26 protein-coding genes and 1 pseudogene are annotated in these 25447 nt (G+C 35.1%); 13 read left to right on the top strand and 14 right to left on the bottom strand.

Annotation, left to right across the window (positions count from 1 at the left end; all coding sequences use genetic code 11):
* The 6 genes from RBG61_RS12885 to RBG61_RS12860 all read right to left on the bottom strand — a co-directional run bounded on the left by RBG61_RS12885 (position 1) and on the right by RBG61_RS12860 (position 4252).
* Entirely contained in the window at positions 1-732 is a 732-nt protein-coding gene (locus RBG61_RS12885) for a hypothetical protein (protein WP_307944176.1), read from the bottom strand.
* Positions 725-1444, bottom strand: coding sequence for a Flp pilus assembly protein CpaB (cpaB, locus tag RBG61_RS12880; RefSeq protein ID WP_307944172.1), 720 nt, complete (start codon positions 1442-1444; stop codon positions 725-727). Before cpaB ends, RBG61_RS12885 begins: the two co-directional genes overlap by 8 nt.
* Positions 1445-1459: 15 nt before the next feature.
* Complete coding sequence (locus RBG61_RS12875) at positions 1460-1876, bottom strand: prepilin peptidase (RefSeq protein ID WP_307944169.1); 417 nt, start codon at positions 1874-1876, stop codon at positions 1460-1462.
* A 53-nt stretch (positions 1877-1929) separates the two neighbouring features.
* Positions 1930-2148 carry a DUF6133 family protein gene (locus RBG61_RS12870; RefSeq protein WP_307944166.1) on the bottom strand — a complete coding sequence of 73 codons (219 nt, stop codon included), beginning with the start codon at positions 2146-2148 and terminating at the stop codon, positions 1930-1932.
* A gap of 387 nt (positions 2149-2535) precedes the next feature.
* Positions 2536-3471, bottom strand: coding sequence for a ParB/RepB/Spo0J family partition protein (locus RBG61_RS12865; RefSeq protein ID WP_307944163.1), 936 nt, complete (start codon positions 3469-3471; stop codon positions 2536-2538).
* Positions 3425-4252: a ParA family protein gene (locus RBG61_RS12860; protein WP_307944162.1), complete on the bottom strand. Its 828-nt coding sequence runs from the start codon at positions 4250-4252 to the stop codon at positions 3425-3427. The genes RBG61_RS12865 and RBG61_RS12860 overlap by 47 nt, the downstream gene beginning before the upstream one ends.
* Positions 4253-4424: 172 nt before the next feature.
* On the opposite strand from RBG61_RS12860, the pseudogene RBG61_RS12855 reads away from it, so the two are divergent.
* The 6 genes and pseudogenes from RBG61_RS12855 to nagE form a co-directional block, all read left to right on the top strand.
* Positions 4425-5108: pseudogene (locus RBG61_RS12855) on the top strand (manganese catalase family protein); the annotation flags it as partial.
* 618 nt (positions 5109-5726) lie between these two features.
* Positions 5727-6572 (top strand): PRD domain-containing protein, encoded by an 846-nt coding sequence (locus RBG61_RS12850; RefSeq protein WP_307944160.1) that lies wholly within the window; start codon positions 5727-5729, stop codon positions 6570-6572.
* Between the two features lie 18 nt (positions 6573-6590).
* A complete protein-coding gene (locus RBG61_RS12845; protein WP_307944157.1) occupies positions 6591-7097 on the top strand; it encodes a PTS sugar transporter subunit IIA in 507 nt (168 codons plus the stop codon).
* A gap of 37 nt (positions 7098-7134) precedes the next feature.
* The gene (gene ptsP, locus RBG61_RS12840; RefSeq protein ID WP_373889747.1) at positions 7135-8763 is read left to right on the top strand and encodes a phosphoenolpyruvate--protein phosphotransferase; all 1629 of its coding nucleotides are present in this window, start codon (positions 7135-7137) and stop codon (positions 8761-8763) included.
* 22 nt (positions 8764-8785) lie between these two features.
* Positions 8786-9043 carry an HPr family phosphocarrier protein gene (locus RBG61_RS12835; protein ID WP_307944152.1) on the top strand — a complete coding sequence of 86 codons (258 nt, stop codon included), beginning with the start codon at positions 8786-8788 and terminating at the stop codon, positions 9041-9043.
* Positions 9044-9128: 85 nt separating this feature from the next.
* A complete protein-coding gene (gene nagE / locus RBG61_RS12830; protein WP_307944150.1) occupies positions 9129-10559 on the top strand; it encodes an N-acetylglucosamine-specific PTS transporter subunit IIBC in 1431 nt (476 codons plus the stop codon).
* Positions 10560-11204: 645 nt separating this feature from the next.
* Here the strand turns inward: nagE and RBG61_RS12825 are convergent.
* From RBG61_RS12825 to RBG61_RS12805, 5 genes are read right to left on the bottom strand one after another with little or no spacing between them, the layout of a single operon-like run.
* Entirely contained in the window at positions 11205-12944 is a 1740-nt protein-coding gene (locus RBG61_RS12825; protein ID WP_307944148.1) for an FAD-binding oxidoreductase, read from the bottom strand.
* Positions 12919-14493, bottom strand: coding sequence for an FGGY-family carbohydrate kinase (locus RBG61_RS12820; RefSeq protein WP_307944144.1), 1575 nt, complete (start codon positions 14491-14493; stop codon positions 12919-12921). Before RBG61_RS12820 ends, RBG61_RS12825 begins: the two co-directional genes overlap by 26 nt.
* Positions 14494-14507: 14 nt before the next feature.
* Positions 14508-14858: a DUF1667 domain-containing protein gene (locus tag RBG61_RS12815; RefSeq protein WP_307944142.1), complete on the bottom strand. Its 351-nt coding sequence runs from the start codon at positions 14856-14858 to the stop codon at positions 14508-14510.
* Positions 14858-16123, bottom strand: coding sequence for an NAD(P)/FAD-dependent oxidoreductase (locus tag RBG61_RS12810; RefSeq protein ID WP_307944140.1), 1266 nt, complete (start codon positions 16121-16123; stop codon positions 14858-14860). Before RBG61_RS12810 ends, RBG61_RS12815 begins: the two co-directional genes overlap by 1 nt.
* Positions 16116-17837 (bottom strand): NAD(P)/FAD-dependent oxidoreductase, encoded by a 1722-nt coding sequence (locus RBG61_RS12805; protein WP_307944139.1) that lies wholly within the window; start codon positions 17835-17837, stop codon positions 16116-16118. Before RBG61_RS12805 ends, RBG61_RS12810 begins: the two co-directional genes overlap by 8 nt.
* A 202-nt stretch (positions 17838-18039) precedes the next feature.
* Here RBG61_RS12805 and RBG61_RS12800 point away from each other — a divergent pair, with 202 nt between their 5' ends.
* Positions 18040-18615 (top strand): TetR/AcrR family transcriptional regulator, encoded by a 576-nt coding sequence (locus tag RBG61_RS12800; protein ID WP_307944138.1) that lies wholly within the window; start codon positions 18040-18042, stop codon positions 18613-18615.
* A gap of 190 nt (positions 18616-18805) precedes the next feature.
* Here RBG61_RS12800 and RBG61_RS12795 read toward each other — a convergent pair whose 3' ends face one another.
* A complete protein-coding gene (locus RBG61_RS12795) occupies positions 18806-18997 on the bottom strand; it encodes a hypothetical protein (RefSeq protein ID WP_307944137.1) in 192 nt (63 codons plus the stop codon).
* 206 nt (positions 18998-19203) lie between these two features.
* Entirely contained in the window at positions 19204-19374 is a 171-nt protein-coding gene (locus RBG61_RS12790) for a hypothetical protein (RefSeq protein ID WP_307944135.1), read from the bottom strand.
* Positions 19375-19610: 236 nt separating this feature from the next.
* On the opposite strand from RBG61_RS12790, the gene RBG61_RS12785 reads away from it, so the two are divergent.
* The 3 genes from RBG61_RS12785 to RBG61_RS12775 all read left to right on the top strand — a co-directional run bounded on the left by RBG61_RS12785 (position 19611) and on the right by RBG61_RS12775 (position 21234).
* Entirely contained in the window at positions 19611-20075 is a 465-nt protein-coding gene (locus tag RBG61_RS12785; RefSeq protein ID WP_307944132.1) for an NUDIX domain-containing protein, read from the top strand.
* A gap of 98 nt (positions 20076-20173) precedes the next feature.
* Positions 20174-20677, top strand: a complete 504-nt coding sequence (locus tag RBG61_RS12780) for a transposase (protein ID WP_307944130.1) — start codon at positions 20174-20176, stop codon at positions 20675-20677.
* Between the two features lie 104 nt (positions 20678-20781).
* Complete coding sequence (locus tag RBG61_RS12775; protein WP_307944128.1) at positions 20782-21234, top strand: GNAT family N-acetyltransferase; 453 nt, start codon at positions 20782-20784, stop codon at positions 21232-21234.
* A 127-nt stretch (positions 21235-21361) separates the two neighbouring features.
* On the opposite strand, the gene RBG61_RS12770 is transcribed toward RBG61_RS12775, so the two are convergent.
* Positions 21362-22714 carry an APC family permease gene (locus RBG61_RS12770; protein WP_307944125.1) on the bottom strand — a complete coding sequence of 451 codons (1353 nt, stop codon included), beginning with the start codon at positions 22712-22714 and terminating at the stop codon, positions 21362-21364.
* Positions 22715-23100: 386 nt separating this feature from the next.
* Here RBG61_RS12770 and RBG61_RS12765 point away from each other — a divergent pair, with 386 nt between their 5' ends.
* From RBG61_RS12765 to RBG61_RS12755, 3 genes are read left to right on the top strand one after another with little or no spacing between them, the layout of a single operon-like run.
* A complete protein-coding gene (locus tag RBG61_RS12765) occupies positions 23101-24141 on the top strand; it encodes a hypothetical protein (RefSeq protein ID WP_307944123.1) in 1041 nt (346 codons plus the stop codon).
* Positions 24119-24478: a hypothetical protein gene (locus tag RBG61_RS12760; protein WP_307944121.1), complete on the top strand. Its 360-nt coding sequence runs from the start codon at positions 24119-24121 to the stop codon at positions 24476-24478. Before RBG61_RS12765 ends, RBG61_RS12760 begins: the two co-directional genes overlap by 23 nt.
* Before the next feature lie 16 nt (positions 24479-24494).
* Positions 24495-25391 (top strand): hypothetical protein, encoded by an 897-nt coding sequence (locus tag RBG61_RS12755; RefSeq protein ID WP_307944118.1) that lies wholly within the window; start codon positions 24495-24497, stop codon positions 25389-25391.
* Positions 25392-25447: the final 56 nt, after the last annotated feature.

Raw genomic sequence — 25447 nt, 5'->3', positions numbered from 1 at the left:
CTATACAACCTTATCTGCAATAGCTTTAATTATGCTATTGTATTTTTTATCGTGTACTTTATGGATGAGTTCTCCGTTGATGCTTTGTTTCTTTACCTCTTTGCAATATGGAATCCAGTGAGCAATGTTATCAAAGTACGACGCAGACTCTGCTAATGGCATAAATAACTCATTTTCCATTGAGTTTTGGATTATCAAATGATTGTTAATTTGATATTTAGGATCAGCGAAAAGACTTAATTGTGAAGCATAAAAGCTCACACTCTTAAAGTCAGGTGTTACAAGTCTAATAATTGTATCTGCTTTTTCAATACCAGTAGCAGATAAAAGATTATCAAGGTTACTAGTACAATCAACTATTAACACATCACATAGACCTTTTAAAACAGAAATGAAATCAGTTGCTTTTTGATAATCATACTCAGGATAACTGTATTTGTTCTCACCATCTTTATATCCAAGAAACCCCAAGTTCATCTTTCCATTACCGGTTATAATATTTTTCAATACCTCATCTTCTGTTATTTCAGTTTTCGATAATGGTAAACCTACTGAAAACAGTTCCTCTTTATGTTTCATTGGAAACCAAACTGGAATTGTAGGAGTTGTATTATCACAAGAGAGAAGCAAAACAACTGCGTTCTTATATTGATAAATATATTGTGTTAATTTTATTGCAAGCGTTGATTTACCTGAGTTAGGGTTTCCCCAAATAGCAATAACTTTACCCATTCGTTTTCACCTCGTTTTCAAAGACCTTATTTTGTACTTCTAGATATTTTTTTGCATTTTCATCTGTTCCTCGATAAACAAGTGCAAGATGTACCTTACCATTTTTCTCGTAGTTAGCAAGTAGTTTCGCTTGTTTTGGATTCACAAGTAGAGTTACAGTCGAAGGTAACTCAGTAGTTCCATCTTCATTTGGTTTCAGTGTATTACTATCTGATCCTTTAGCGGTAGTTGTTGTAATTACTTTTACATAAGTTAGTTCTGGCGAAATACTGGATTCACTCTCGTTTACTGCAATAACACTAACAATATCACCGTTTTTCAGTTTTCCTGATACACCACCTGCCAGATTACTAATAGAAATACTAATTGCCATTTGTGTTCCACTTAGACTTTTGAAAGTATCCTCTGCAGAATCAGCCTTATCTGATATCATTTCAGGATATATATTGCAATTAGGATAAAGATCGTTTTTTGTATATTTACCAATAAGACTATTTTTATCTTTCACCACATTTTTTTTAATACCGTAGCTGCCGATAGTTACTTTAACAACATCATTTGATGTTATTTGTTGACCTTGTTTCATATGCTTATTCAGCTGAATTACCTCAATTTTACCTGAAGTCATCTTGTTGATGATTGGCGAAACGCCAAACATTACAGCTATGCTAAGTATAATGCAGCTAATACCTATGACTGTTCTATTTTTCATTTAGTTAATTCCTCCCTATATTAAGAATGCCAAGCAATTTCCAACAGCCAAATAAGGGATAACTGGAAATGCTTGTTTCATATCTTTTTTTCGTATCTTTCTGCTAGTGGTTGTAAGTAAAACGGCTAGTGTAAGTCCTATTACAATTGCAATTAAACCTCGTTCGAATCCAAGGTAAAATGCACAAGCAGCCATAATTTTGATATCAGCGCCACCATAACTATTCGGTTTCAAAAATGCAACTATAAGCTGTGGTAAAGTAATTGCAACAGCACTTAAAATCATATTGGGAAATTGATTTACAGTAGTCCCTATTAGCGCCGTAATAGCTATCATAACGGAAATCTTGTCATCTACTTCACGATTTTCTATATCACTGATAGACGCTGACAACAATAATAGCAAAAAGAGTATAACTTTTATTACTTCCATCTTGCTCTCCTAAAAGCGAACTGGAGTGGCAGTTAACCACTCCAGTTTATAATTTATGCTGTGTAGTTAAATAAGGCTTTGATTTTTTCAGTAAGCGTTGGAAGAATAGTAGTGCCGAATAGTGAATACAGACCTGCTAATAAAAGTGCACCAATGACTACTGAAATCAAGATTTTAACTCCTGTATCTACAAAGCCTTCTCCTTTGTTGCTGGTTAGTGCAGCCTTTGCACGGATAACTGCCACATTCATTTTGTTTCTTATAGTTTTCATAAAAATTCCTCTTTCAAAGTAAAATTAGCCACTTGTATGTTACAAGCAGCCTTCAAAAAATACTGGTATTAATTACGATGGATTACTTTCCGGAAAAGAAAAATGATTGGTTTCTGAGCCTAATTAGTTCAGATAGCCTCTGGTTGGTTTGCATAGTTCAATCCTTGGTTATTCCTTCAGTAGTTTAGTTTGTATTTGGTGATTAAGCAATCAAATAGGCCACCACCTTTACTATATATATTTAGTTAGTAATACTATCCGAGAAAAAGAAATATTTACTTTCCGGAAAATAGTATTATATAAAAATAAGGGCATGTACGATACAAGAAAACACCCATCTATTGTTGTTTTCCCCTTTTCAAACGCACTACACCCTTGGCGGATTTCTTATCTTTCTTTTTGCTGTCTCTCCCGAAACCGATGATAATGTTCAAGCGCTTTTATCACATAATCTTCAGTTTTATCAGGAGAGATATTTTTAGGAATATACTTTTCTAGCTTATCTCGAGCAAATGATATCTTTTCCTTTTGGTTTGGTTTTGTTTCAGATAGAATAGATAATATAACATCATCATTTAACTTTCCATTTTGACTAAATTGTTTCATCTTAATTGCTTGAGCTAATGATGGAGTACACTCCTCACATTCCATTGCATTAAATACACATTGCTGCTCCTCCTTAGATAAATACGATAATTCTACAGCGGGACGAAATGCAATCTTATTTTCATCCACCATATCTAAGATTGGTTTAATTAGTTCCGTTAGGCGAATAAATCTGCGAACTTGATCTTGGCTTTCACCTACTTGATTTCCTAAAGTTTCTCTTGATGATAACTTCTGTGCCAATGGCACAGAAGTTAAATCTGTACGTCGTCCTTGTCTACTCATTGCTTCAAGCCTCATCTTATATGCAAACGCTTTTTCGCTTGGTAGGATTCTTTCTCTTTGTAGATTACTATCAACCATGGATAGGACCGCTTCATCATCTGTCATTTCTCGTATAATGCATGGAAGTTTCTCTATCCCTGCAAGTTCGTATGCCTTTTTTCGCCTATGCCCTGCTACCATTTCATACCCTTGACCGTCAGATTTTGGTCGAACTAATGCAGAATGAAGCAAGCCACGATTTTTAATGCTATCTACCAATTCTGCCATGTCATTATTCACTTCAACATGATATGGATGATTAGGGAAATCACTAATTTCACTCAACGGTATTTCCATAACTTTTTCTCGTTTTGCATCATCTCGCATTTCTTGTGTTGAAAACAGACTATCTGCTGAAGGTAGATTTAGCTTTATGGTGTTGCTTTTCGCCATCCATCAATACCTCCTTGCTAAACTGTGCATAGGCCTCAGCTACTTTACTGCCTTTATCATATTCATAGATACTTTTTCCGACTGCGCTCGTTTCTGCTGCTTTTATTGCAATAGGAATTACTGTATCATAAATAGGTATTACGCCACTATAGTTCTGTTTAATAAATTCAGATGTTACTTTAGCAAAGTTAGTTCGCATATCTGCGAGTGTGAGCAATACTCCATCAATTTTCAAGTTGGGTTTAATTTGCCTTTTGACCTTGTTTATTGTTTTCACTAACTGTGTCATTCCCTTTGCTGAAAGATACTGAGCTTGAACTGGTATAATAACGCTATCAGCTGCAACTAACGCGTTAATGGTTGTCATACCTAAACTTGGCATACAATCAATTAGCACATAGTCATAGTTACCTTTGATTTCATTTACATAAGTTGCTAAGGTATGCTCGCGGTTCATTGCAGTGACTAATGTCATCTCCATTTCAGATAACTCAATATTCGACGGAATAAGATCGACCCCTTCCGTATGATGAAGTATCCCTGCATTCGGGTCGATAGGCTCGTCATAAATCACCTTTTTCATTTGCGTTTGCAATGTAACTGATAAATTTTCTTGATCTGGCCATCCTAAGCAAGTTGTTAAATCTCCTTGTGGGTCTGCATCAATGAGCAGCACTTTCTTTCCTAACATAGCAAGCCCTACTCCAAGATTTGCAGTCGTAGTTGTTTTCCCAACACCACCTTTTTGATTACACAAAGCAATCACTTTACAATCCTGCATTTTTGTCCTCCTTTTTTCTAAATAATTATAAAAAGCCACATCTTTTGAATTTAGATGTGACTTTTATGTAGAAATGGTCTATTTACCTTAATTTGTTGTTCTTACATGATTGTTACCCGGTTGCTAAGTCCTCAACAGCCTCATTTTTCGCCTAAAATGTTGTTCTTATGTGATTGCAGCAGAGCAAAAAGCACGTAAAACTTACGATAACATTCTAAGACTATGTGATGATAATGATATTCGTGACCCTATTAAATTCTTGCGTGCAAGAGAAATTGTCCATTTTCAACGCTTTGGTGAAGGATTGCGCTTAACGCAAGAACAACTAGACGCTAGAAACTTCTATGCCTTTAACCCAGCTTTTGACATCAGAAGGGCAGGTACTAATGCGAGTGCGAATAATATTGGAAGCATGAATAACACAAACATGAGTAACATGGGCGGCATTAACGAAATGGGTATGATGAACAATGCAAATAATATGAGCAAAATGAAAGCTGTTGAAGCTATGCAAAGGATGGCTCCAATTGTTACTCCTGCTCCTGCTCCTATAGCTGAGGTTAAGCCAATTACAGAAGCAAAACCAGCACCGAAAGCTGAAACGAAACCTGTAACAGAAATGAAGCCTGTGACTGAAATGAAGCCTGCAACTGAAATGAAACCTGCAACAGAAATGAAGTCTGTGACTGAAATGAAACCTGTAACAGAAATGAAACCTGCAACACAAGATGCTACAAAAAAAGATGCAAAAATTAAAATAGATGCTACAAACTTTATGGATGCTGTTAAAAAGGCTGAAAAAGTAGTAAAGTCTGCTGTTCAATCCCCTATTTGGTCTTTTAAATATAAAGACTAGTTGAGTGATAACAAAAAAGAGCCTAAAAAGAGGAATCGCCTTAGGAATAAAATAGAAAACGCAAACTGTATATAGAAAATAGCCTTGAGGTTAACATATAGACTTCAAGGCTATTTCATTTTTGTGCACTGTACTCAATTTTATATATAATAACTACACATTTCAATTTTAAATCCGAACGTAACAAGAATCTCTCAAGTCCATACTAAATCGCACTTTAAAATCATATATATTACTAATACAAATTGAAGAACTATGTTTGCTCTTTTCAACAAAGCCATGTTATTACACAGTTCGACAAAATAGAGAAAGTACTGATAAATTGAAAATATTGTGTACAAACCTTTTATCACATATTTTCTTGTTAAAAAGTTAAAATTTATATTGACTTTATTCCTTATTATGGTATAATATAGACAAGTTAATAAATGTAAACACGGATTGTTACTGTGAATTCAGGCAAAACCAAGTTTTATAAATACACTTTAGGTATTTTATGAAATTTGGTTTTTTTGTATTTTTATCGTGTATAAAAATGTTATGTAACAACAACTTATGTAGAAATAACTCGGAAGGGAGTTTTCACTACACACAAAGTGAAAATAATGGTGAATTAAAATGAAAATAATAAAACCCATTAACAACAATATTGTGAGTGCTTATGATTCTGATGGTCATGAAGTAATTTTAATGGGTAGAGGTATTGGCTACAAAGCTAAAGAAAACACCAATATTCCCGACAATTCAATAGAAAAAATATTTTTCATGGATAACCAAGATGTCACTAACCGATTAAAGAAACTACTTTTAAACGTACCAATGAAATACATAGAAATATCAGATGAAATTATAAATTATGCAAAAAATCTACTACACAAGGAACTCAATCAAGCCATTTATGTTACGTTAATCGACCATATCAACTTTGCAATTATGCGTTATAAAAAGGGCTTGGTTTTTCAAAATGTACTTTTAATGGAAGTTAGAAGATTCTATTTTCAAGAATATTCTGTTGGAAAATATGCGCTTGAACTAATAGAAAACAAACTTGGAATTAGCTTTCCCGAAGATGAAGCTGCTTCTATTGCTCTACATATAGTAAATGCAGAATATGAAACTACCCTTAATGAAACAATGGACATTGCAAGAATTGCAAATAAAATATTAGAATTTGCCTTTTCTGAAATGAATATCATTCCAAACAAGCAAAGTGCCAACTATGAAATATTCGTTACTTATTTAAAATTCTTAGCTCAAAATATTGTAAAAAAAGAAAATGAATCATATTCCGACCCCAAATTAAATGAGGTAATAGCATTACTATATCCGGATGAATATAAGTGCTCACAAAATATTGCACTTTGGGTTGAAAAACAATATGACTTTCTATTAAGTGAAGATGAAATAATTCATATTACCTTATATATTCGCAGAAACAAAGAAGATTTAAATAAAAATAGTTAAGAAAGCGTGATAAAATCTATGTTTGAAAAAATGAAAAAGGCATTTGGCTTTTCTGATAATAAATCAGAAGAAATTATTTATTCTCCTGTTGCCGGAGAAGTAGTAGATATTTCTACTGTAAAAGATCCAACTTTTAGCGAAGAAATTTTAGGTAAAGGTGTTGCGATAAAGCCTTCAATCGGAAAAATATTTGCGCCTTGCAATGGTACAATCTCTATGATGTTTGAAACAGGGCATGCAGTCAGTTTAGTTTCCGATGACGGTGCAGATATTCTCATTCACGTAGGCTTAGATACTGTTTCATTAAAAGGGCAATTTTATAAAACACATGTTAAAAATGATGATAAAGTAACGAAAGGTGATTTGTTAATTACATTTGATATAGATGGTATAGTGAATGCAGGTTATGACATCATCACTCCAATTGTTTTATGTAATACACCTCATTACAGCAAAATTGAGTTATTAACAAACCAACAAGTAAAGGAGCTAGATAAAATTATGATATTAAAAAAGGATTCATAGATTAAGTATTATGACGGCAAAAGGATGATTGATGATTATGGTTATGGGAAAAGGAATCAGCGTTTTTTCGGGTGTTGCAGTCGGAAAAATACAAGTTTATGAAAAACCGAGTATTACTGAATATCAAAAGGCATTTGATGCAGCAATAGAAAAGCAAAAATATTTTCAGGCAACTCAAGATGCAAAAAAACAACTTATGGATCTTTTTGAGAAAACAAAAATTGAAATTGGTGAAAGTGAAGCCATGATTATCGACGTGCAAATGATGATGTTAGATGATCAGGATTTTATAAACGGAGTCTTAGATATGATAGGCTCACAGCAATGCACCGTTTCATACGCTGTATCTGAAACTGGAAAGCGCTGTGCGGACTTATTTTCGGCAATGGATGACACGTACATGCAAGCCAGAGCTTTAGATGTAATGGACATTACCAATCGATTGCTTGCTATTTTAAGCGGGCAAGATAAGCTTTTTCAGCTTGAGCAACCTGCTGTCATTGTTGCAGATGATTTAACGCCAAGCGAAACCATTCAATTTGATAAAACTAAAATACTTGCATTCGTAACACGTCACGGCTCAGCCAATTCGCATACTGCAATTCTTGCTCGCACCTTAAATATTCCTACTCTTATTCAAGCAGACATACCGATTGATACTCAATTAAATGGCAAACCCATTGCTATTGACGGAATTACAGGAAAATTTTATATAGATCCGTCTAATACCGTTATAGAACAACTCCAAAACAAACAACGTGTATTGAGCGAGCAACAAGATTTATTAAAGAAATTAAAAAATAAACAAAGCATTACCACAGATGGTAAAAGAATAAATATTTATGCCAATATCTCTGGTCCTCAAGACTTAAACATGGTTTTGGAAAATGATTCCGACGGAATAGGCTTATTTCGTAGCGAATTTTTATACATTGGGAAACCTACATATCCAACAGAAGAAGAACAATTTGACTCGTATTACAAAGTTGTAAAAGCAATGAATGGCAAAAAAGTCATCATCCGAACACTTGACATTGGTGCTGACAAAAAAGCCGATTATTTTAATCTTGCTCCCGAAGATAACCCTGCAATGGGTTATCGAGCAATACGAATTTGCTTAACAAAACTTGATATTTTTAAAACCCAGCTAAGAGCAATTTATCGGGCTTCCGCTTACGGCAATGTTGCAATTATGTTTCCTATGATTATCTCAGTTGAAGAAATCCAAAAAATCAAAGTAATCATAAAAGAGGTTAAGGCTGACCTTAACAGTCAAAATATTGCCTTTGGGAATGTTGAAATTGGCATTATGATTGAAACGCCTGCTGCCGTTATGATGAGTAATGAATTGGCAAAAGAGGTTGATTTTTTTAGTGTAGGAACCAATGATTTAACGCAATATACACTCGCAATCGATAGGCAAAATTATACGTTAGAACCATTTTTCAATCCACACCACCCTGCTGTTTTAAAAATGCTACGGATTGTAGTTGAAAATGCTCATGCAAACGGAATATGGGCAGGTATTTGTGGAGAATTAGCATCTGATTTTGAGCTTACCGAAACATTCATTCAAATGGGATATGATGAACTATCCGTATCCCCAATCTTTACATTAGCGTTAAGAAAAATTATCAGAGAAAGTAAAGTTACCGAAAACGAGTAGCTGTAATATGGAGGAAAAACCGATGAAACAATATCTATACGTTATAAAAGATGCATTAGGAATTCATGCTCGCCCTGCCGGATTACTTGTAAAAGAAGCAAGCAAGTTTTCCAGTACTATAACAATACAAGCAAAAGATAAATTAGCAGATGCCAAAAGAATTATGGCAGTTATGCGACTTGGTGTAAAGCAAGGTGATCAAATTTTAATCTCAATTGAGGGGGAGGATGAATTAACCGCTTTTAATGAAATAACGCAGTTCCTGAACAATAATCTGTAAATTTGGTAACCTGTTTTGTCGGTACAGGTTCTAAATTATAAAACTGCAAACCTAGTTTGCAAAAAATGAATAGGAGGAAATTCGTATGATGAAGTATATGCAAAGATTAGGAAAATCTCTGATGCTTCCAGTTGCATGTCTTCCTGTAGCAGGAATTTTATTAGGTATCGGATATTGGGTTGACCCTACAGGTTGGGGAAAAAATAGCATTATAGCTGCATTTTTAATTGCTGCCGGTGGAGCAATAATAGACAATATTCCAATATTATTCGCAGTTGGTATCTCAGTTGGTATGGCAAAAGACAAAGATGGTACATCTGCTCTTGCCGGAATTGTTTCTTGGCTGGTTATTACCACTATGTTAAGCCCAAAAACGGTTGAATTATTAACAGGTGCAAAAGCTGCTGCTGGCTTTAGTAAAATACAAAACGTTTTAATTGGTATTATATGCGGATTGCTGGCGTCTGTTTGCTATAATCGTTTCAAGGATGTTAAACTACCGACAGCGCTTGCATTCTTTAGCGGCAAACGTTGCGTAGCTATTGTAACCGCATTCTTCTCTCTCTTAATCTCAATAGTATTATTCTTTATTTGGCCAACGGTTTATGCTGGGCTCGTTATATTCGGTAAATGGATGTTAAGTCTTGGATCATTGGGCGCAGGTCTATATGTATTCTTTAACCGTTTACTCATCCCTGTTGGTCTTCACCACGCACTCAACGCTGTATTCTGGTTTGATACTGCAGGTGTAAATGACTTAGCAAACTATTGGAGTGGTAAAGGCGTACTTGGACAAACAGGTATTTATATGACAGGATTCTTCCCATTCATGATGTTTGGTCTTCCTGGTGCTGCTCTTGCAATGTTCCAAACTGCTAAAACAAATAAGAAAAAAATAGTTGCAGGTCTTCTTGGTTCAGCTGCATTATGTGCATTCTTAACAGGTGTTACTGAACCTATCGAATTTGCATTTATGTTTGTAGCTCCAGTATTATATCTTGTTCATGCGGTATTAGCAGGTATTACCGGTGGTATTATGGCTGCATTACCTATCAGAGCCGGATTTAACTTTAGTGGTGGTTTTATTGACTGGTTCTTAAGCTTAAAAGCTCCAATGGAACAAAATTCACTTTGGATTATTCCAATCGGAATTGTAGTTTTCTTGGTTTATTACATAGTATTCCGTGTTTTAATTACTAAATTTAACTTCAAAACCCCTGGTCGTGAAGATGACGATATGGAAGAAGAAAAAGCAATCGTTTTGAAAAATGATAACTTTACAGAAGTAGCAACAAAAATTCTTGCTGCTTTAGGTGGAAAAGAAAACATTACTTCTGTTGATAACTGTATTACAAGATTAAGACTTGAAATTAAAGACTACACATTAGTAAATGAAAAAGCAATTAAAGCAGCTGGTGCTGCAGGCGTTATCAGACCAAGTAAAACAAGTGTTCAAGTTATTATCGGAACACAAGTTCAATTTGTGGCTGATGAATTTAGCAAATTGATAGTTTAATCGGAATAAACTATTGCAAACGTATCAATTGTCTCTAGTAAATAAGTTAACCGACAACTTATTTTCAAGATAAGAAAAGAAGGCACTATAGATTTTCTATGGTGCCTTCTTTCTGCTCTTTATTTTAAGACCTTTCCACCACTGCTATAGTTTTCCTCTGCTAAAGGTGAGGCTTAAATTAGGCTCATACTGAAATGATCATTCTCTTCTTTCTAACTTTTAAGTAAATAAGAATCGGAATGCTTAAAAGAATAAATGCTAGTACTATGATAATACAGTATCGGTTAATATATGTAATTACTAGCCAGTCTATTACTGACATTAACATGATAATTAATATTTTAAAAATTTTGCTTGAATTACGCATAAGTAATTTACTGATTAGAAAAACACAACCGCAAATAAATCCACCCAATAGAGCAAATACAAATTCAAATTGAAAACTTAAAAGTGTAATTAAAAATATTGTTAACGCAAGAGAAGTTCTAAATAATTCTGAATGTTTTGTCAAATATATCACCTGTTTCTATAACGTAAGTTATATATTTAGTATACCGAAACCACGTAAGATTATCAACTTAAAATATAATATGCTTTATAAAAAGCAATAGGAACATAGCTTCTTGTTATGTTCCTATTACTTTATTATTTAATATCACTTCTTAAAAACTTCTTATCCTTTTCTTCTAAATCAAGGCCAAGCGTTCCGCCCGGATTCATGATATTATCAGGGTCAAAATGGTGTTTAAGTGTACGAATAATATCGTATTCGTTTCTGCCTAAAAATCCTTCAAGCCAAGGAGCGAACATCTTTCCGATACCATGATGATGGCTCATAGATGCTCCTGCTTTTTGAATTGCATCAAGAATTCCCGCATGGTAAGCCTTATACTCAGCAGGATCACTCATTTTAGCAATAAATATAAAGTAAAGGTTTGCACCCTGTGGATAAACGTGGGACATATGAGTCATACAAATAGTGTTTGGTCTGCTCTTGCAATAAGCACGAACATCTTTATGCACTTGCGCCATATTGCTCCAGTTAACAGTGCACTCCATTGTATCCGTTACAATTCCGAAATCTTGAATGGTATCACGTAGATATGGGTCATTAAAACGACCTTTCTCCCATGATTTTGTTACATAGCCTGTTAGGCTCATACCACCAAATTTTCTTGCAGTATGTTTTGCTACTTTTGCACAATTCTTACTAAACCCTTTTTCGCCATTTGTAAATCCTAAAAATAAGCACATTTCGCCTTCTTTAAATCCACGCATAGAGAACAAATGACGCAATGGTGTTTCATCCACTCCATATAAACGAAGCATAATCTGCGTTTCTTCCGGATCAGATAAACGAAAAACAGAAGGATGACCTGCTTCGGATTGCATAATTTCACGTGCCGCTGCTTGTGCTGTTTCCCAATCACGGAACATAAATGAAAAGCGCTTAACTGTTTCAGGCATATGACGAAACACTTTCAATGTAACATGAGTTAACACACCAAATGCGCCCTCGCTACCCATCATAATTTGACCAATATCTGGGCCAGTAGCTTTACGTGGGTATCTATCTGTTCTGATTGTTCCAATCGGTGTTGCATATTCTTGAGCAACAACGATATCGCTGATACATCCATAATAAGTACTGTTTTGACCTGCTCCACGGGTTACAACCCATCCGCCAACAGAGGAGTATTCAAAGCTTTGAGGAAAATGTCCACAAGTGTAAGCACGTTTAGCACCTAATTCTGTTTGTGCATTATTTAAAATCTCTTCCAAACGTGGGCCGCTCATTCCTGCTTGAACTGTTATCGTTTGGTCAACTTCATTAAAGCTTATCACCTTATTAAAGCGTAAACGCATATCCAGTGATACGCCACCTTTAACACACTCTACTCCACGAGTTACAGAAGAGCCACCGCCATAGACATATAACGGTATTTTTTCTTTCACACAATATGCTACGATTTTCTCAATTTCAGCTTTTGATGATGGATACAAAACTGCATCTGGAATGTTTTCGATAATCTTGTTACGTAAACGAAGAATATCATACATTGTTTTACCGTATGCCACAGATAATCTTGCATAATCATCTGTACGAACATAATCACTACCCAATATATCAACAAATGCAGCTATTTGATTTTGTGACAAATTTGTTGGAATATCATATTTAACCTCATCAAAGCCTAAATCCTCTTTATACTCTTTAAAAAAGCTATCATCTAGCCCAAAGGTTTCTTTTAACAACTTATAAAGGCTTTCCTTTGGCTTTTTAATAAAGTCAGGATCACCCCATTTAAAAATTGATCTGTATGAAGCTTTACTGAATTTTTCTTCAACCCATTTTGGTTCATAGTCTTGGTATGGATGTGACATGTAAATTCTCCTTTATCTCTTCATGTTTTTTATACAACGGTATTAACCGTGGGAATATTTTTTGGAATATTTCGTTATAAATTGCTTTATACAGCTTATGCTCAACCATATCCGGAACAAATGTACTCGATATATGTACCATAGATTCCGCTGCATCTTGAATGTTGGAAAATACCCCTTTGGAAACAAACGCAATCATACTGCTTCCCAGTCCACTCACTTCATGAGTTTGTATGCGATGTACGGGAAGCCCAAACATATTTGCTGTAATTTGACAAATCTCATCGCTTTGAGAGCCTCCGCCTGCCACATATAAATCCTTTACTTTTAATCCGCCACGCTTTTCCATGGTACGCAAGCCGTCCATTAAAGCAAAGTTAATTCCCTCTAATATGGCACGATAAATATGGATTCTTGTATGTACATCGGAAAATCCGATAACAGCTCCTTTTGCTTTTGGCATTGTGATACCCGGTGTAAAATATGGCTGCAAAACCAAACCATCACAACCAGCAGGTATTTCTTTCAACCTTCTATTCAAAAGCTCTTCCGGACTAATTCCAAGAGCATTCGCCTCTTGGGTTTCTTTCATGCCGAATTCTCTCTTGAACCATGAAACGAGCCAATAACCACGTGATATTTGCACTTCGGGATTATAACAGTTTTTTAATACTGCTGGGTAAGCTGGAATAAATGGCAAAGGTTCCATATAGAAATCCGTAGTAATTTGGACAGTTGCTGTCGTTCCAAAGCTTAAAGCTGCCTTTGTTTTTTCAAAACAAGAAAGTCCCAGCGTTTCACATCCCTTATCGGATCCCGTTGCAATCAGCTCAAAGCCTTCCGGTATTCCTGTTTCTTCACTTGCCTTTTGGGTAACACGCCCCATAACCTCACCAGGCTCTACAACGCTGTAAAGCTTTTCAGGCTCGATTTCAAATATGCAGCGTTTCATATCATTCACTTTCATCCAGCGTCTGCCTTTGCTATCGAAAGGAATATGACCGATTAAATCCGCACAGCTGTCAACATACTGACCAATCATACGATATTTCAAGTAAGTAGACAGCATAAGGAACTTATATGTCTTTTTCCAAATATCTGGCTCGTTAACACGAATCCAATTGCAAGCTGACATACGTCTTTGCAATTTAACGGAATCGTACATTCCCACTGCACAAAATGCTGCTTTTGTAGATGCGGGAATCTTAGGAAGTCCATGTGCATCACGTTTATCAACCCAAAGAATTGCATCACGCAATGGCTTACCATCACTATCTACGCAAACGCAAGTATCACGAATCGAAGTAATTGTTACAGCCAAAATATTGTTCCATAAATCCTTTGCTTCTTCTTTCAGCCTTAAACTCACCTCACAAAGTGATTCCCAGTAAAATTCCGCCCTTTGTTCCGCCCAGCCGGGTTGCCTTGAAATATAGGGTGGTTCATATCGTTTTTGAGCTTTCTTAACGATATTTCCGTTTTGATCAACCAACATAGCACGTGCGCTCTGTGTACCCATATCAAAAGTCAATATAAGAGGTTGATTCATGCTATACTCTCCTTTCAGATGTTAACACTGCAGGTTGCAATCATGTTACAACCGGTACCTAAAATATCTTTCACAACGATATCTCCACATTTTACAGGTACCTTTACACACCCTTGATTGATAACAGCCATAACATCAAACATCATATCTTTTGGTATTTCTCCATCGGTTCGAACAGGGATTACAGGCATTATTTCGCTATTGGAGCGCATTGTTGTTGTAAGGCTTCGTGTTGGATTGGTAAGCTCCGCTTCAACAAATTTTCTTCCACGCTCACACAAGTTTCCGCTCATTTCAAGCTGGTCCCCGTTTCGATTTACCTCAATACAACATCCATTCGGACAAACGATGCAAACGATATTCATTATTTACTCACCTCTTTTAGTGAAAGCTTAATCACACTTTTTTCATCTATAGGCAGTTTCGTAAAATCAATGGATATACGTTCCATTTCAGGTGGACGTAATGCCCGATATATTTTAGTATATACCTCTTTATCGTCTACTGTAACAGATAACTTTGTTTTTCCTCTTTCGATATTGGAACGGAAAAACATAACGACACTGTCAATCGGTTTTTCGAGATTTAAGCGTTGCGGTACTACGTATAAAAAGCTATTATCGGGGTTAATTTCAACAAGCCTACGCTTCTCATTTTGATATTGAGCTGCTGATTTTCCTGCACCTTCGCCGCTTTCGGAAACATAATCCACTAAATCATTTACATGTAATGCATTTCCACATACAAAAATGCCATCTTGCATAGTCATATAATTTTGGTCGCAAACAGGCCCTTTTGTTCGATTATCGCAAGCAACATTCAGACTCTCAGCAAGCTCATTTTCGGGAATAAGTCCTACCGATAAAATAAGACTGTCACATTCAATTATTTTGCTTGTTCCTTTAATGGGACACATATTTTCATCCACCATAGTAACTTCTACCGCTTCCAGCCTCTCTTTGCCAAACACACGAGTAACTGTTTGGCTAGTATAAAGTGGAATATTAAAATCATGCAAGCATTGATGAATATTTCTGGTAAGTCCGCTTGGTGTTGGCTTTGCTTCGTAAACTCCTATAACAGTCGCTCCCTCTAATGTCAAGCGTCTTGCCATAATAAGCCCAATATCGCCACTTCCAAGAATCACGCATTTTTTAGTTGGCATATAACCTAAAACATTGGTATAATACTGTGCTGAACCTGCAGTATAAACACCTGCCGGTCTTGTGCCATGAATTGCAATTTGTCTTGCAGTACGTTCTCTGCAGCCTGTACTTAAAACGAGACTTTTTGCGATTATCGTTTCTACGCCATCGCAGTTTACAAGTGTTAAACGTACACCATCATCGCATTTTTCTATTGAAGTTGCAAAGGTTAACAAGCTAATATGTACTTTACTTTTTTCGATTTTATCAATAAATGTTTGAGCGTATTCAGGACCTGCCATTTTTTTGCCGAACCGCACCAATCCGAAACCATCATGGATGCATTGCTTTAGAATACCGCCAAGTCGTGCTTCACGCTCAATTAACAAAACAGATGCGCCTTTTTCATCCGCACTCAAAGCAGCAGCAAGACCTGCTGGACCACCTCCGATAACGACAACGTCATAAAGCTTTTCTTTATTCATTTTGTAACGCCTCCTTTGTCGGATTGTATACAAGTTCGCTGCCATATCCGCTCTTTAAGACCTCATCAATTGAGATACCTTTTTCTTTGGCGATAATACCAGTAACAAGCGGACCGCAAAAACCGCCTTGACATCTACCCATTCCCGGACGAACTCGACGTTTTACTCCATCAACCGTATCACATGGAACACTTCTATGCAAAGCATCTATTATCTCGCCACGGCTTACCTCTTCACACCGACAAACAATTACCCCATAGTCAGGATTTTGCTTAATGAGCTGATTTCTTTCTTCAATTGACAGTTCGGCTGTTCTTGGGATTGCCTTACGTATTGGATTAAAGTTTTTATTGAGTGTAACCTCCTTGGATTCACCTAATAGCTCTACCGCCATTTTGGCAACAGAAACGCCAATAGCGGGAGCGGCTGTCAATCCTGGGGATTGTATTCCTGCCGCATGAACAAGATTTTTTGTCTTTCTGCCTTTTGTAATAACGAAATCCTCTTCATATGTAGGAGCTCGAACGCCAGTAAAGTAAGTAATAATATCAGGTATTTTTAATAGTGGTGATGCTATTCCCTGTTTGGCAAAGGTTGATGCTACGCTTTCTTTAGTCGTTGCATAATCTTCTTTATCATTGGTTTCAACAGCATCCGGTCCGATTAACAAGTTACCGTCAATCGTGCTGACAACTCCGCCACCTTTTGAATGAGTCGTTTTCGTAGAAGCAGTTCCTAAAAAAGAAGCAATTGTTTGTACTTGATATGCTGCCTTTTTATCAAGAATTGCATTGGTGCCTTTACGAGGATGAATCGAAAAAAATCGGTCATTTGCCATTTGTGCCACTTCATCACTAAACACACCAGCCGCATTGATTACAACACCCGGATATATCGTTCCACGATTTGTAACAACGCTAGTTATTACGCCATTTTGTACATTCATATTCAATACCGCAGTATCTAAGCTTAGCTTCACTCCGTTATCGACTGCATTTTCAGCATAAGCAATTGTTAAGTTATAAGGGCATACAATACCTGCTGATGGAAAAGAAAGACCACAAACTACCTCTTTGTTTAAATGAGGTTCTTTCTCAAGCAGTTCCTTGCGGCTAACATACTTGCATGGAACACCCATCTTGTGCCAATGAACAGGTGTTAATGGAAGTACATACTTTGCGCCTTTTTGCACAAAGCCAAGATACTGCCCCACACGTTGAAATGGTACGCCAAGCTCTTCACATACTTTGTCATACATCTCATTGCCAAGCTTATTGTATTTTTGCTTTTGCGTTCCTTTTTTCAAGTCAATTCCAGGATGCACCATGCCATCATTTCTACTGGATGCTTGCATAGCAACATCGTGCTCTTTTTCAAGAAGAAGTATTGAAATATTGTATCTTGCAAGTTCACGTGCAATTGCCGATCCAACAATTCCTGCGCCAATGATAACTGCATCATAATGCTTTCCCTCAAGCAAAGTATCTTTAATCGGAGGAACACGCATTGGCAAAATATCTTCTTTTTCAGATACTATGTCGTTGACTATGTAATAGCTTCGCTGTTTGCTTGCACACATACGCCCGGCTTCTACTTTTTCCATCCATGTATCAACATGACCTGTTAAAGTAACTACGTCACCCTCTTGTTGTGCACGTACTTTGTCGCCAAAACGTGCATCTAATTTTCTATTCAATTGATCCACAATGTGCATATCTTTCGCCTCCCTGTCGGTCGGTCGACCGACTACCTTTATTTGTATTATACTACGGTATATTTTGCAAGTCAACAAATTTTGTTGCTTTTCCATGTATTATTTCTTTATATTGATATTTTTTTAGATACAATCTCCAAACTACTTGCGTTTGTTAAAAATATAACTTATACTATAAATGATAAAAAATGGAGGTAACTATATGGCGACAGTATTAAACGCAAACATCAAAGATAAAATCTTACAGTCGGCAACACAACTTCTACAGGAAAATTCCTTTAACGATATTTCGCTCGCAAGCATTGCTAAAAATGCACAAATCAGCAAAGGTACACTCTATTACTATTACAACAGCAAAGATGATATTCTATTTGATATTACTGAAAAATATCTTGAAACGCTAGAAAAAGCGCTAGTCGATTGGATTGAAAACAAAGACAAAGACACCAGCTTGCCGAGAATTATTAAATACGTTCTTGAATTCGGTTGTGCAGAAAACTTTGGAAATCTGCGACTTTATTTAGTAGGTGCTGCTGTTTCGGGCAATGAGCCGCTGCGCCAAAAATACGTTGAAAAATATTCGCAATTTAAAACCAGGCTAACACAAGAAATTGCTATTCGTAGCAAAAACGATGATGCTGATTATATTGTTTGGCTTTTACTTACGGTTATGGATGGAGTTTTAATTCAAAATCAACTCCATAATGCTGATTTTAACAAAGATGATTTTATTAAAAAAACCGTAGAACTGATACAAGAGAAACATAAGAAATCATAATTGATGTAAAAATACAAATTAACTTTTTGTTACATTTATATAATAGCAACATAGCAAAAAGCACATAAGACCTACGATAACATTTTCAGTCTATGTGACAGTAATTTTCACAAAAAAATAGCACAAAAACAAAGGTCTCACTAAAATAGTAAGACCTTTGTTTCATTATGCTTATGATAACAATTCTATTTCAATTCCAATGGTTATTGTTCATTTTTGTTTTTAATATTCGTGCTTGTTCTTGTAACTCCTCAAACGTAGTTATATTATCTATTAACAATAGATTTTGTCGTACGTCATCAGGAAGAGTATTAAAATATTCCTGACTTGATAGATCCTCCTCCAATAAATCAGATAAACATAAATGTACATATTCTGACATAAAATCACCTCATACATAATTGATAGAAACAGATTTTATAAAAATAAGAACTTGCATTATTGCAAATCTTTAACGAATGATTGGGATCCTTGCATATAACATTACGTTTTCTAAAACATTTATTGTATTTACTATAGGGAAGATATGATTCGTTATGTTGTCGTTTCGTTATGTATAAAGTAGACTGAAAAGTCTACTATGAAAACCTAACCTTCACAAGAGTATTGATCTGCGTATTCCAACAAATCGTCAAATGAATTGACGCTGTTTGCACGCATAATAATCTGCTTTTGCGTATTCTCTGATAGTGCTTCAAAGTATTTTTTGGCATCTTTATCTTCTGCAAATAGAGAATACATATCTGAATAAATGTTCACGACTATCACCTCTTTTTTAGTATTTGCCCAAGCGAAAAAGTTTATACAATAGAAAAGTACATTTGTTGTAGTGATATCATATCCATCACATTGATGAAAATTCGGCAAAATGAAAATCGAATTGTTTTTACAGAAAACACATGATATAATTGAGAAAAACAATTCATTATTTTGGATTTTATCTGTAGTAAGCTATAATGGGAAGTTGGAATAATGAATATTTTATGAGGTGTAAGATGAACCGACCAGTCAGAAATTCCGCAAAAGCATTGATTATTAAAGACGGCAAATTACTTGCTATAAAGATTGATGACAAAGGTGATGTATTTTATATTATGCCTGGGGGCGGTCAGGAATCAGAAGAAAATTTATCAGATGCAGTTTGCCGCGAGGTTGCCGAAGAATTAGGACTTAAAGTTATTCCAAAAGAATTAGTTTTCGTTATTGAAGGAGTACATGGTGAAAGTTTTCACCGCGTTGATTTGGTTTTTCTTTGCGAGCTTGTAGGCAAAATCAAAGGTTCCGTTCTTCATGGTGACACAAATCAAGTCGGTTATGACTGGCTTGATATTGAAACTCTTATTTCAAAACCATTATACCCTTCAAAGCTCCGCAGACAAATAATTGATCTTTACCACGGTAATAAATACCAAACATATTTAGGCAACGAAGAAGCCGGTGATACAGAATGTTTGGAATAGATAACTATAGGAAAAGTATTATTTTTATAGAAAATGAATAATATAATTAGGAAAAATTTTAACATATTGAGATAGATATATACATAGGTGGTGAATTTGTGGAATTAAGGCAACGAAAATCTAACAGGTTAAAAGGGTATGATTACAGCCAAAATGGTGCGTATTTCGTTACGATATGCATCAAAAACAGATATGAAATGCTGTCAGACATCTGTAGGGGCTGGGCTCTGCTCAGCCCAATAGGAGAAGTTGCAGAAAACCAAATAAACACTTTATCAAAACGTTATAATGTTAAAATCGATAAATATGTTATTATGCCAAATCACATACATATGATTATTGTTATCATGAAAGGGGCGGATACACAATCCGTCATGCAGGCGGAGCAGAGCCCCGCCCCTACAATTTCAGATATTATTTGTACATTTAAGTCAATATCCACTAAATTATCAAATAAATACAATAATACTCCTGGGCGACAAATTTGGCAACGTTCCTACCACGACCACATTATCCGCAACGAACAGGAGTACCAAAAAATATGGCAATATATCGACACAAACACGTTAAAATGGGAAGATGATTGTTTTTACAGAAAATGAATGTTATGATTAAGAAAGTATTTCAACATATTAGTTAGCTATGTACAAATCTAAAAATGATAGTTGGGTTGGAAAACAAATTGTTTTCAAAATTGGAGGTTACTATGTTAGAGATATTAAGAGCAAACATAGAAGACGCAACGGAAATTACAGCTATAAAAACTACTGCCTATAATAAAGAAATAAATACATATTTAGGAAGAGATGGAGGTCCTCCGGGCTACAATCAAGTTGAATCTCAGCTACATATTATAAATAATTTTATAGCATATAAAATATTAATAGATAATAGAATTATAGGAGCATTTTTTCTTATTCCTATTGATGAAGCTACTATGAGATTTGAGGACTTTGTTATTCATCCACTCTATCAAAATAAAGGATATGGTTATCAAACAATGGTACTGACTGAAAAAACATATCCCAATATAACACAATGGCAGTTGTCAACTCCTGTATTTAGTGTAGGCAATCAACATTTGTATAAGAAATTTGGTTATATAGAAGTTTCAAGAGATCAAGAATTAATTGAATATATTAAAACTATCACCAAATAAACACTCTGCACAGTCATGTAAACTACCCATTATCCATATCATCTATACCAAACCATAAAAAGTCACCTAAGCTTTCGCTTAAGTGACTTTTTCTTATATCCTAATTAGTCATTGCACTAATAACCTTTTATGATATGGTTTGTTTTATCTTCTTCATTTTCTTTGTATAAAATACGATTGATGCAACAATCACTAGCACGCATATTGCAGCATATATCAAGAAAAGCTTGCTTTGGAATGCGCCATATAAAATAATTAACGAACCGATCGTTGCAAAAATCGGATATACAATACCCTTCCAAACGCTTTTAATTTCTTTCCTTTTATACATTTGGAACACACGATAGTATAACAAAATATAAAATACGTAGCTTACTGCAATAGATATTTCTGAAACGTCAGAGTTTGGCAACAATTTAAATTTAGTAGTCAAATAGTGAAGCACCATCCAAAAAGCACTCAATGCAGATGCAAAAACTGCTGAATAAACAGGCATATTGAATTTCTTATTTACTATTGATAATTTTTTTGCAAACGGGAACATACCTTCTCTAATAGCCATTGAATATGGCATTCTGATAAAACCAAGTACCAGCCCATTTAATGTACCCATAACAGATATTACAACAAATACTGTAATCGCTTTTGCAAACAATGAGCCAAATAGTTGTTGCGCTGCATATTGTACATGAACGTCACCCATTTCCAATACTTTTTCTGTTCCGACAAAGGTTGTAATGCCTATAAAATATAAAACATAACAAGCTAATATTATAAATGGTGCAATAATCAATGCTCTTGGCATATTCTTTTTTGAGTTTTTTACTTCATGAGCAATGGAGGTTGAAACAACCCATCCGTCAAATGCAAAAGCAATTGGTCCAATTGCAGAAATCCATGTTAACCCCATTAAATGAGAAGGAGATACGTTTTGTAAACCTTCCATTGGATTACCAAAGATAAAACCGAAAACCGCCAATAATGCAAGCGGAATTAACTTAATGATTGTTGCAGCATTTTGGAAAATGCCACCGATTTTTGCCGATAGTGTATTATACACATAACAAATTATCAAGAAAGCACTACCAATTAAAATTTGCTGCTCCAATGTGTTTTTTAGGTTGAATAGAATGCAAGTATAAATCCCGACAACCCAAGATACAACAGCAGTTAATGTAGGATAATAAATAAAAGTTTGAAACCAGCCAAAGCTACATGCACTTCGTTTACCGGAAAACTCGTCCATATAAGTAACTACTCCGCCCGGCTTGCTGGTTCTTGAAGCTAATTCGCTGAAACACAATCCGCCAAAAATAATAGCAATTGCTCCAATAGCAAAAACCAATACACCTAAAATAATGCTTCCATTGGTTGCTATTAAAATGTTATCGCTTTTAAAAAATATTCCCGAACCGATACAAATTCCAACAATCATCGCGATTGCTGTAAATAAACCATACTTTTCATTCTTATGATTCAAAAAAACACACCACCTTTAAAATTTGAGAAAAATATAGCATATATCATATCTTAAAGGAAATGTATTGTCAACGAAGGATATATGGTAATTATTATAGCTATTTCTACTTCATTTATGGTATTTATCTTACTTTTATATTGTCAATTATATAAAAGGTATAATGTAAAAATCATACTAAAACAATAGGAAATATTCTATCTTCCGCACATAAAACACTCTTTTAACGGTAGCTTCAACTATACTTTTGTGATATTTTACAATATAGTGATATTACATCTTTTACTGTAAAATATTGCTTATTAATTAAATTTGTATTATACTAGTAATTATAACTTGAAATATTATCCTTGTCTATATCGTATTTTATATAGAAAGGTGTGCTTTTTATGATTAGGAAATGGGAAATGGTCATTACATATTCAATCGCACATTTTATTATTGACTTTGCTTGTGCGATTATGCTGTTTAGCATGCTATTGGGAACAGAAACTTGGTATTTATGCGTGCTGATATATAATTTTTGTGCGTTTGCAATGCAAATGCCATTGGGACTTATCGCCGATAAATGGAACCGTAATGCTATTTTTGCTTGCATTGGATGTATGCTTGTTGCTTTATCGTTTGGGTTCATTGCAATACCAATGATAGCGGCAATAGTTGCAGGCATAGGAAATGGTATGTTTCACGTTGGTGGCGGAATTGATGTATTGAATATGAGTCATAGGAAAAGCAGTGCTTTAGGTGTTTTTGTTTCTCCCGGTGCATTTGGCATTTATTTTGGAAGGTTATTGGGAAAGCAACATCAAATTTCACTATTACTCATTCTTGCAGTTTTATTATTGATTACTATGTTTATACTAATAACACAATATCATTTCAAAAAGTCCTTTCTTTCAGATAATTCGCCTCTTTCATTTCAAGTCAATTATTCAAACGGCATTTTACTTGCGGTTGTTTGCCTGTTTTTAGTCGTATGCTTACGTTCTTATGTAGGAATGTTACTTAATTTTACTTGGAAAGCGCAATGGCAGTGGGCAGTAATATTGACTTGTGGCGTGGTTTTCGGTAAATGCAGTGGTGGATTTGTTTCCGATAAATTTGGCGCTATAAAAGCTTCTGCTTTCTCGCTTGGGATTGCGTCATTGCTATTTTTATTTGCACAAAATCCGATTATTGGCATCCTTGGGGTTTTCCTTTTTAATATGACTATGCCGATCACCCTTTGGGCAATTGCCCGAATACTTCCTGGTGCTAAGGGATTCACCTTTGGATTGCTTACCTTTGGATTGTTTTTAGGATTTATTCCTGTTTATCTTGGTTTACCCCCACTGTTTACTTCCAATATCAGCTTTGCTGTTGCTTCGCTGTTATCGCTTTTATTACTATTCTTTGGGCTGAAAAAGGGTGGTAATTATCAAGTTATTTGATTTATGCATAACGCTCCTCATTTCGCTTGGGCTAACCTTATTTTTTGAATTGTTATTTGCATTGATTACCCATAAGCGAAACGCAAAAGATTACTTACTCATCTGCTTGGTTAATGTTATTACAAACCCGGTAGTTGTTTTAGCTTATATGCTTTTGACTTCTTATACAAATTGGTATCCTGTTTTTATAATCATTCCTTTAGAAACTCTTGCTGTTCTGGTAGAAGCCTTTTACTATAAAACCTATGGACTGGAATTCAAACATCCGTTTTATTTTTCTTTGGGAGCAAATGTCTTTTCTTATTCAATCGGTTTTGTACTCAATATTATATTTTGAAGAATGGAGTGCTTATATGAAAAAGCGTATTGTTAGTATATTGCTTTGCTTGGTAATGATATTGTGGAGCGGCACAGCTGTTTTTGCTGATGTAATTTGGGAGCCACAAGATGACTTCTATACAAAACATCGTAGTGAATGTAATCATGTGAATCGCTGCTTTTATGCCAATGGAAAAGATGGATTTGTTTCAATTTACAAATCTCCAACATCCGCTAAACCATTCTCACAAGCGCCCAACAAATATGAATTTCGTGTTTCATTTACCTATGCAGATAAAAATAAAGTCGAATGGGGTGTAGTATACTATCCGATTGATAAAGACGGTAAACCTACCACATTGGAAAAGATATATAACCACCAATTCAATATCGGTTGGATTAAAATGACGGAAGTTAAGCTGATATATGATTATATATCCTTTGAGGAAGAGCATAAAGCAGATATCAAAGAATTTACAGAATCTTTTAATCATAACGAATATCAAGGAAATTTAGTTGTTTGGGATTATCCAAATTCACCGAAAAAGGAAACTTCTTTTTCAATGGATAAAATAAGAGAAATGTCTAACATGATAACCTTTAGCAAATGTTACACCGACAAAGACGGCGTAAAATGGGGATTTGTACCGTATTACATGGCAAAGCGAAATTTTTGGATTAACTTATCGGCTCCAACTGATAACAGCACTTCATCAAGTAAAACAAGTTCAATTGTATCTGAATCTTCTGAGACATATGAACCCGCAGATGCAAAAATTACACCTGCTCCTGAAAACAAAATGCCCCAAACGAAAAATGTTAGTTCCACAGAAACAATCGTTTTGATTATTCTGGTATGTGGAGTAGTTTTGATTACTGCAATATTAATAGCAATATTTTTCAAAAAACGTGATACACATAAAAATAAATAAATATGAAAAGCATAGGTATTCTTTCGTTTCTTACATTTTTGTAAGGGAGCTGTAAG

Source organism: Paludicola sp. MB14-C6 (assembly GCF_030908625.1).
Taxonomy (GTDB): Bacteria; Bacillota; Clostridia; order Oscillospirales; family Ruminococcaceae; genus Paludihabitans.
Note: the sequence above shows the minus strand (reverse complement) of the source record. Positions and strands in the feature narration are given on the sequence as shown.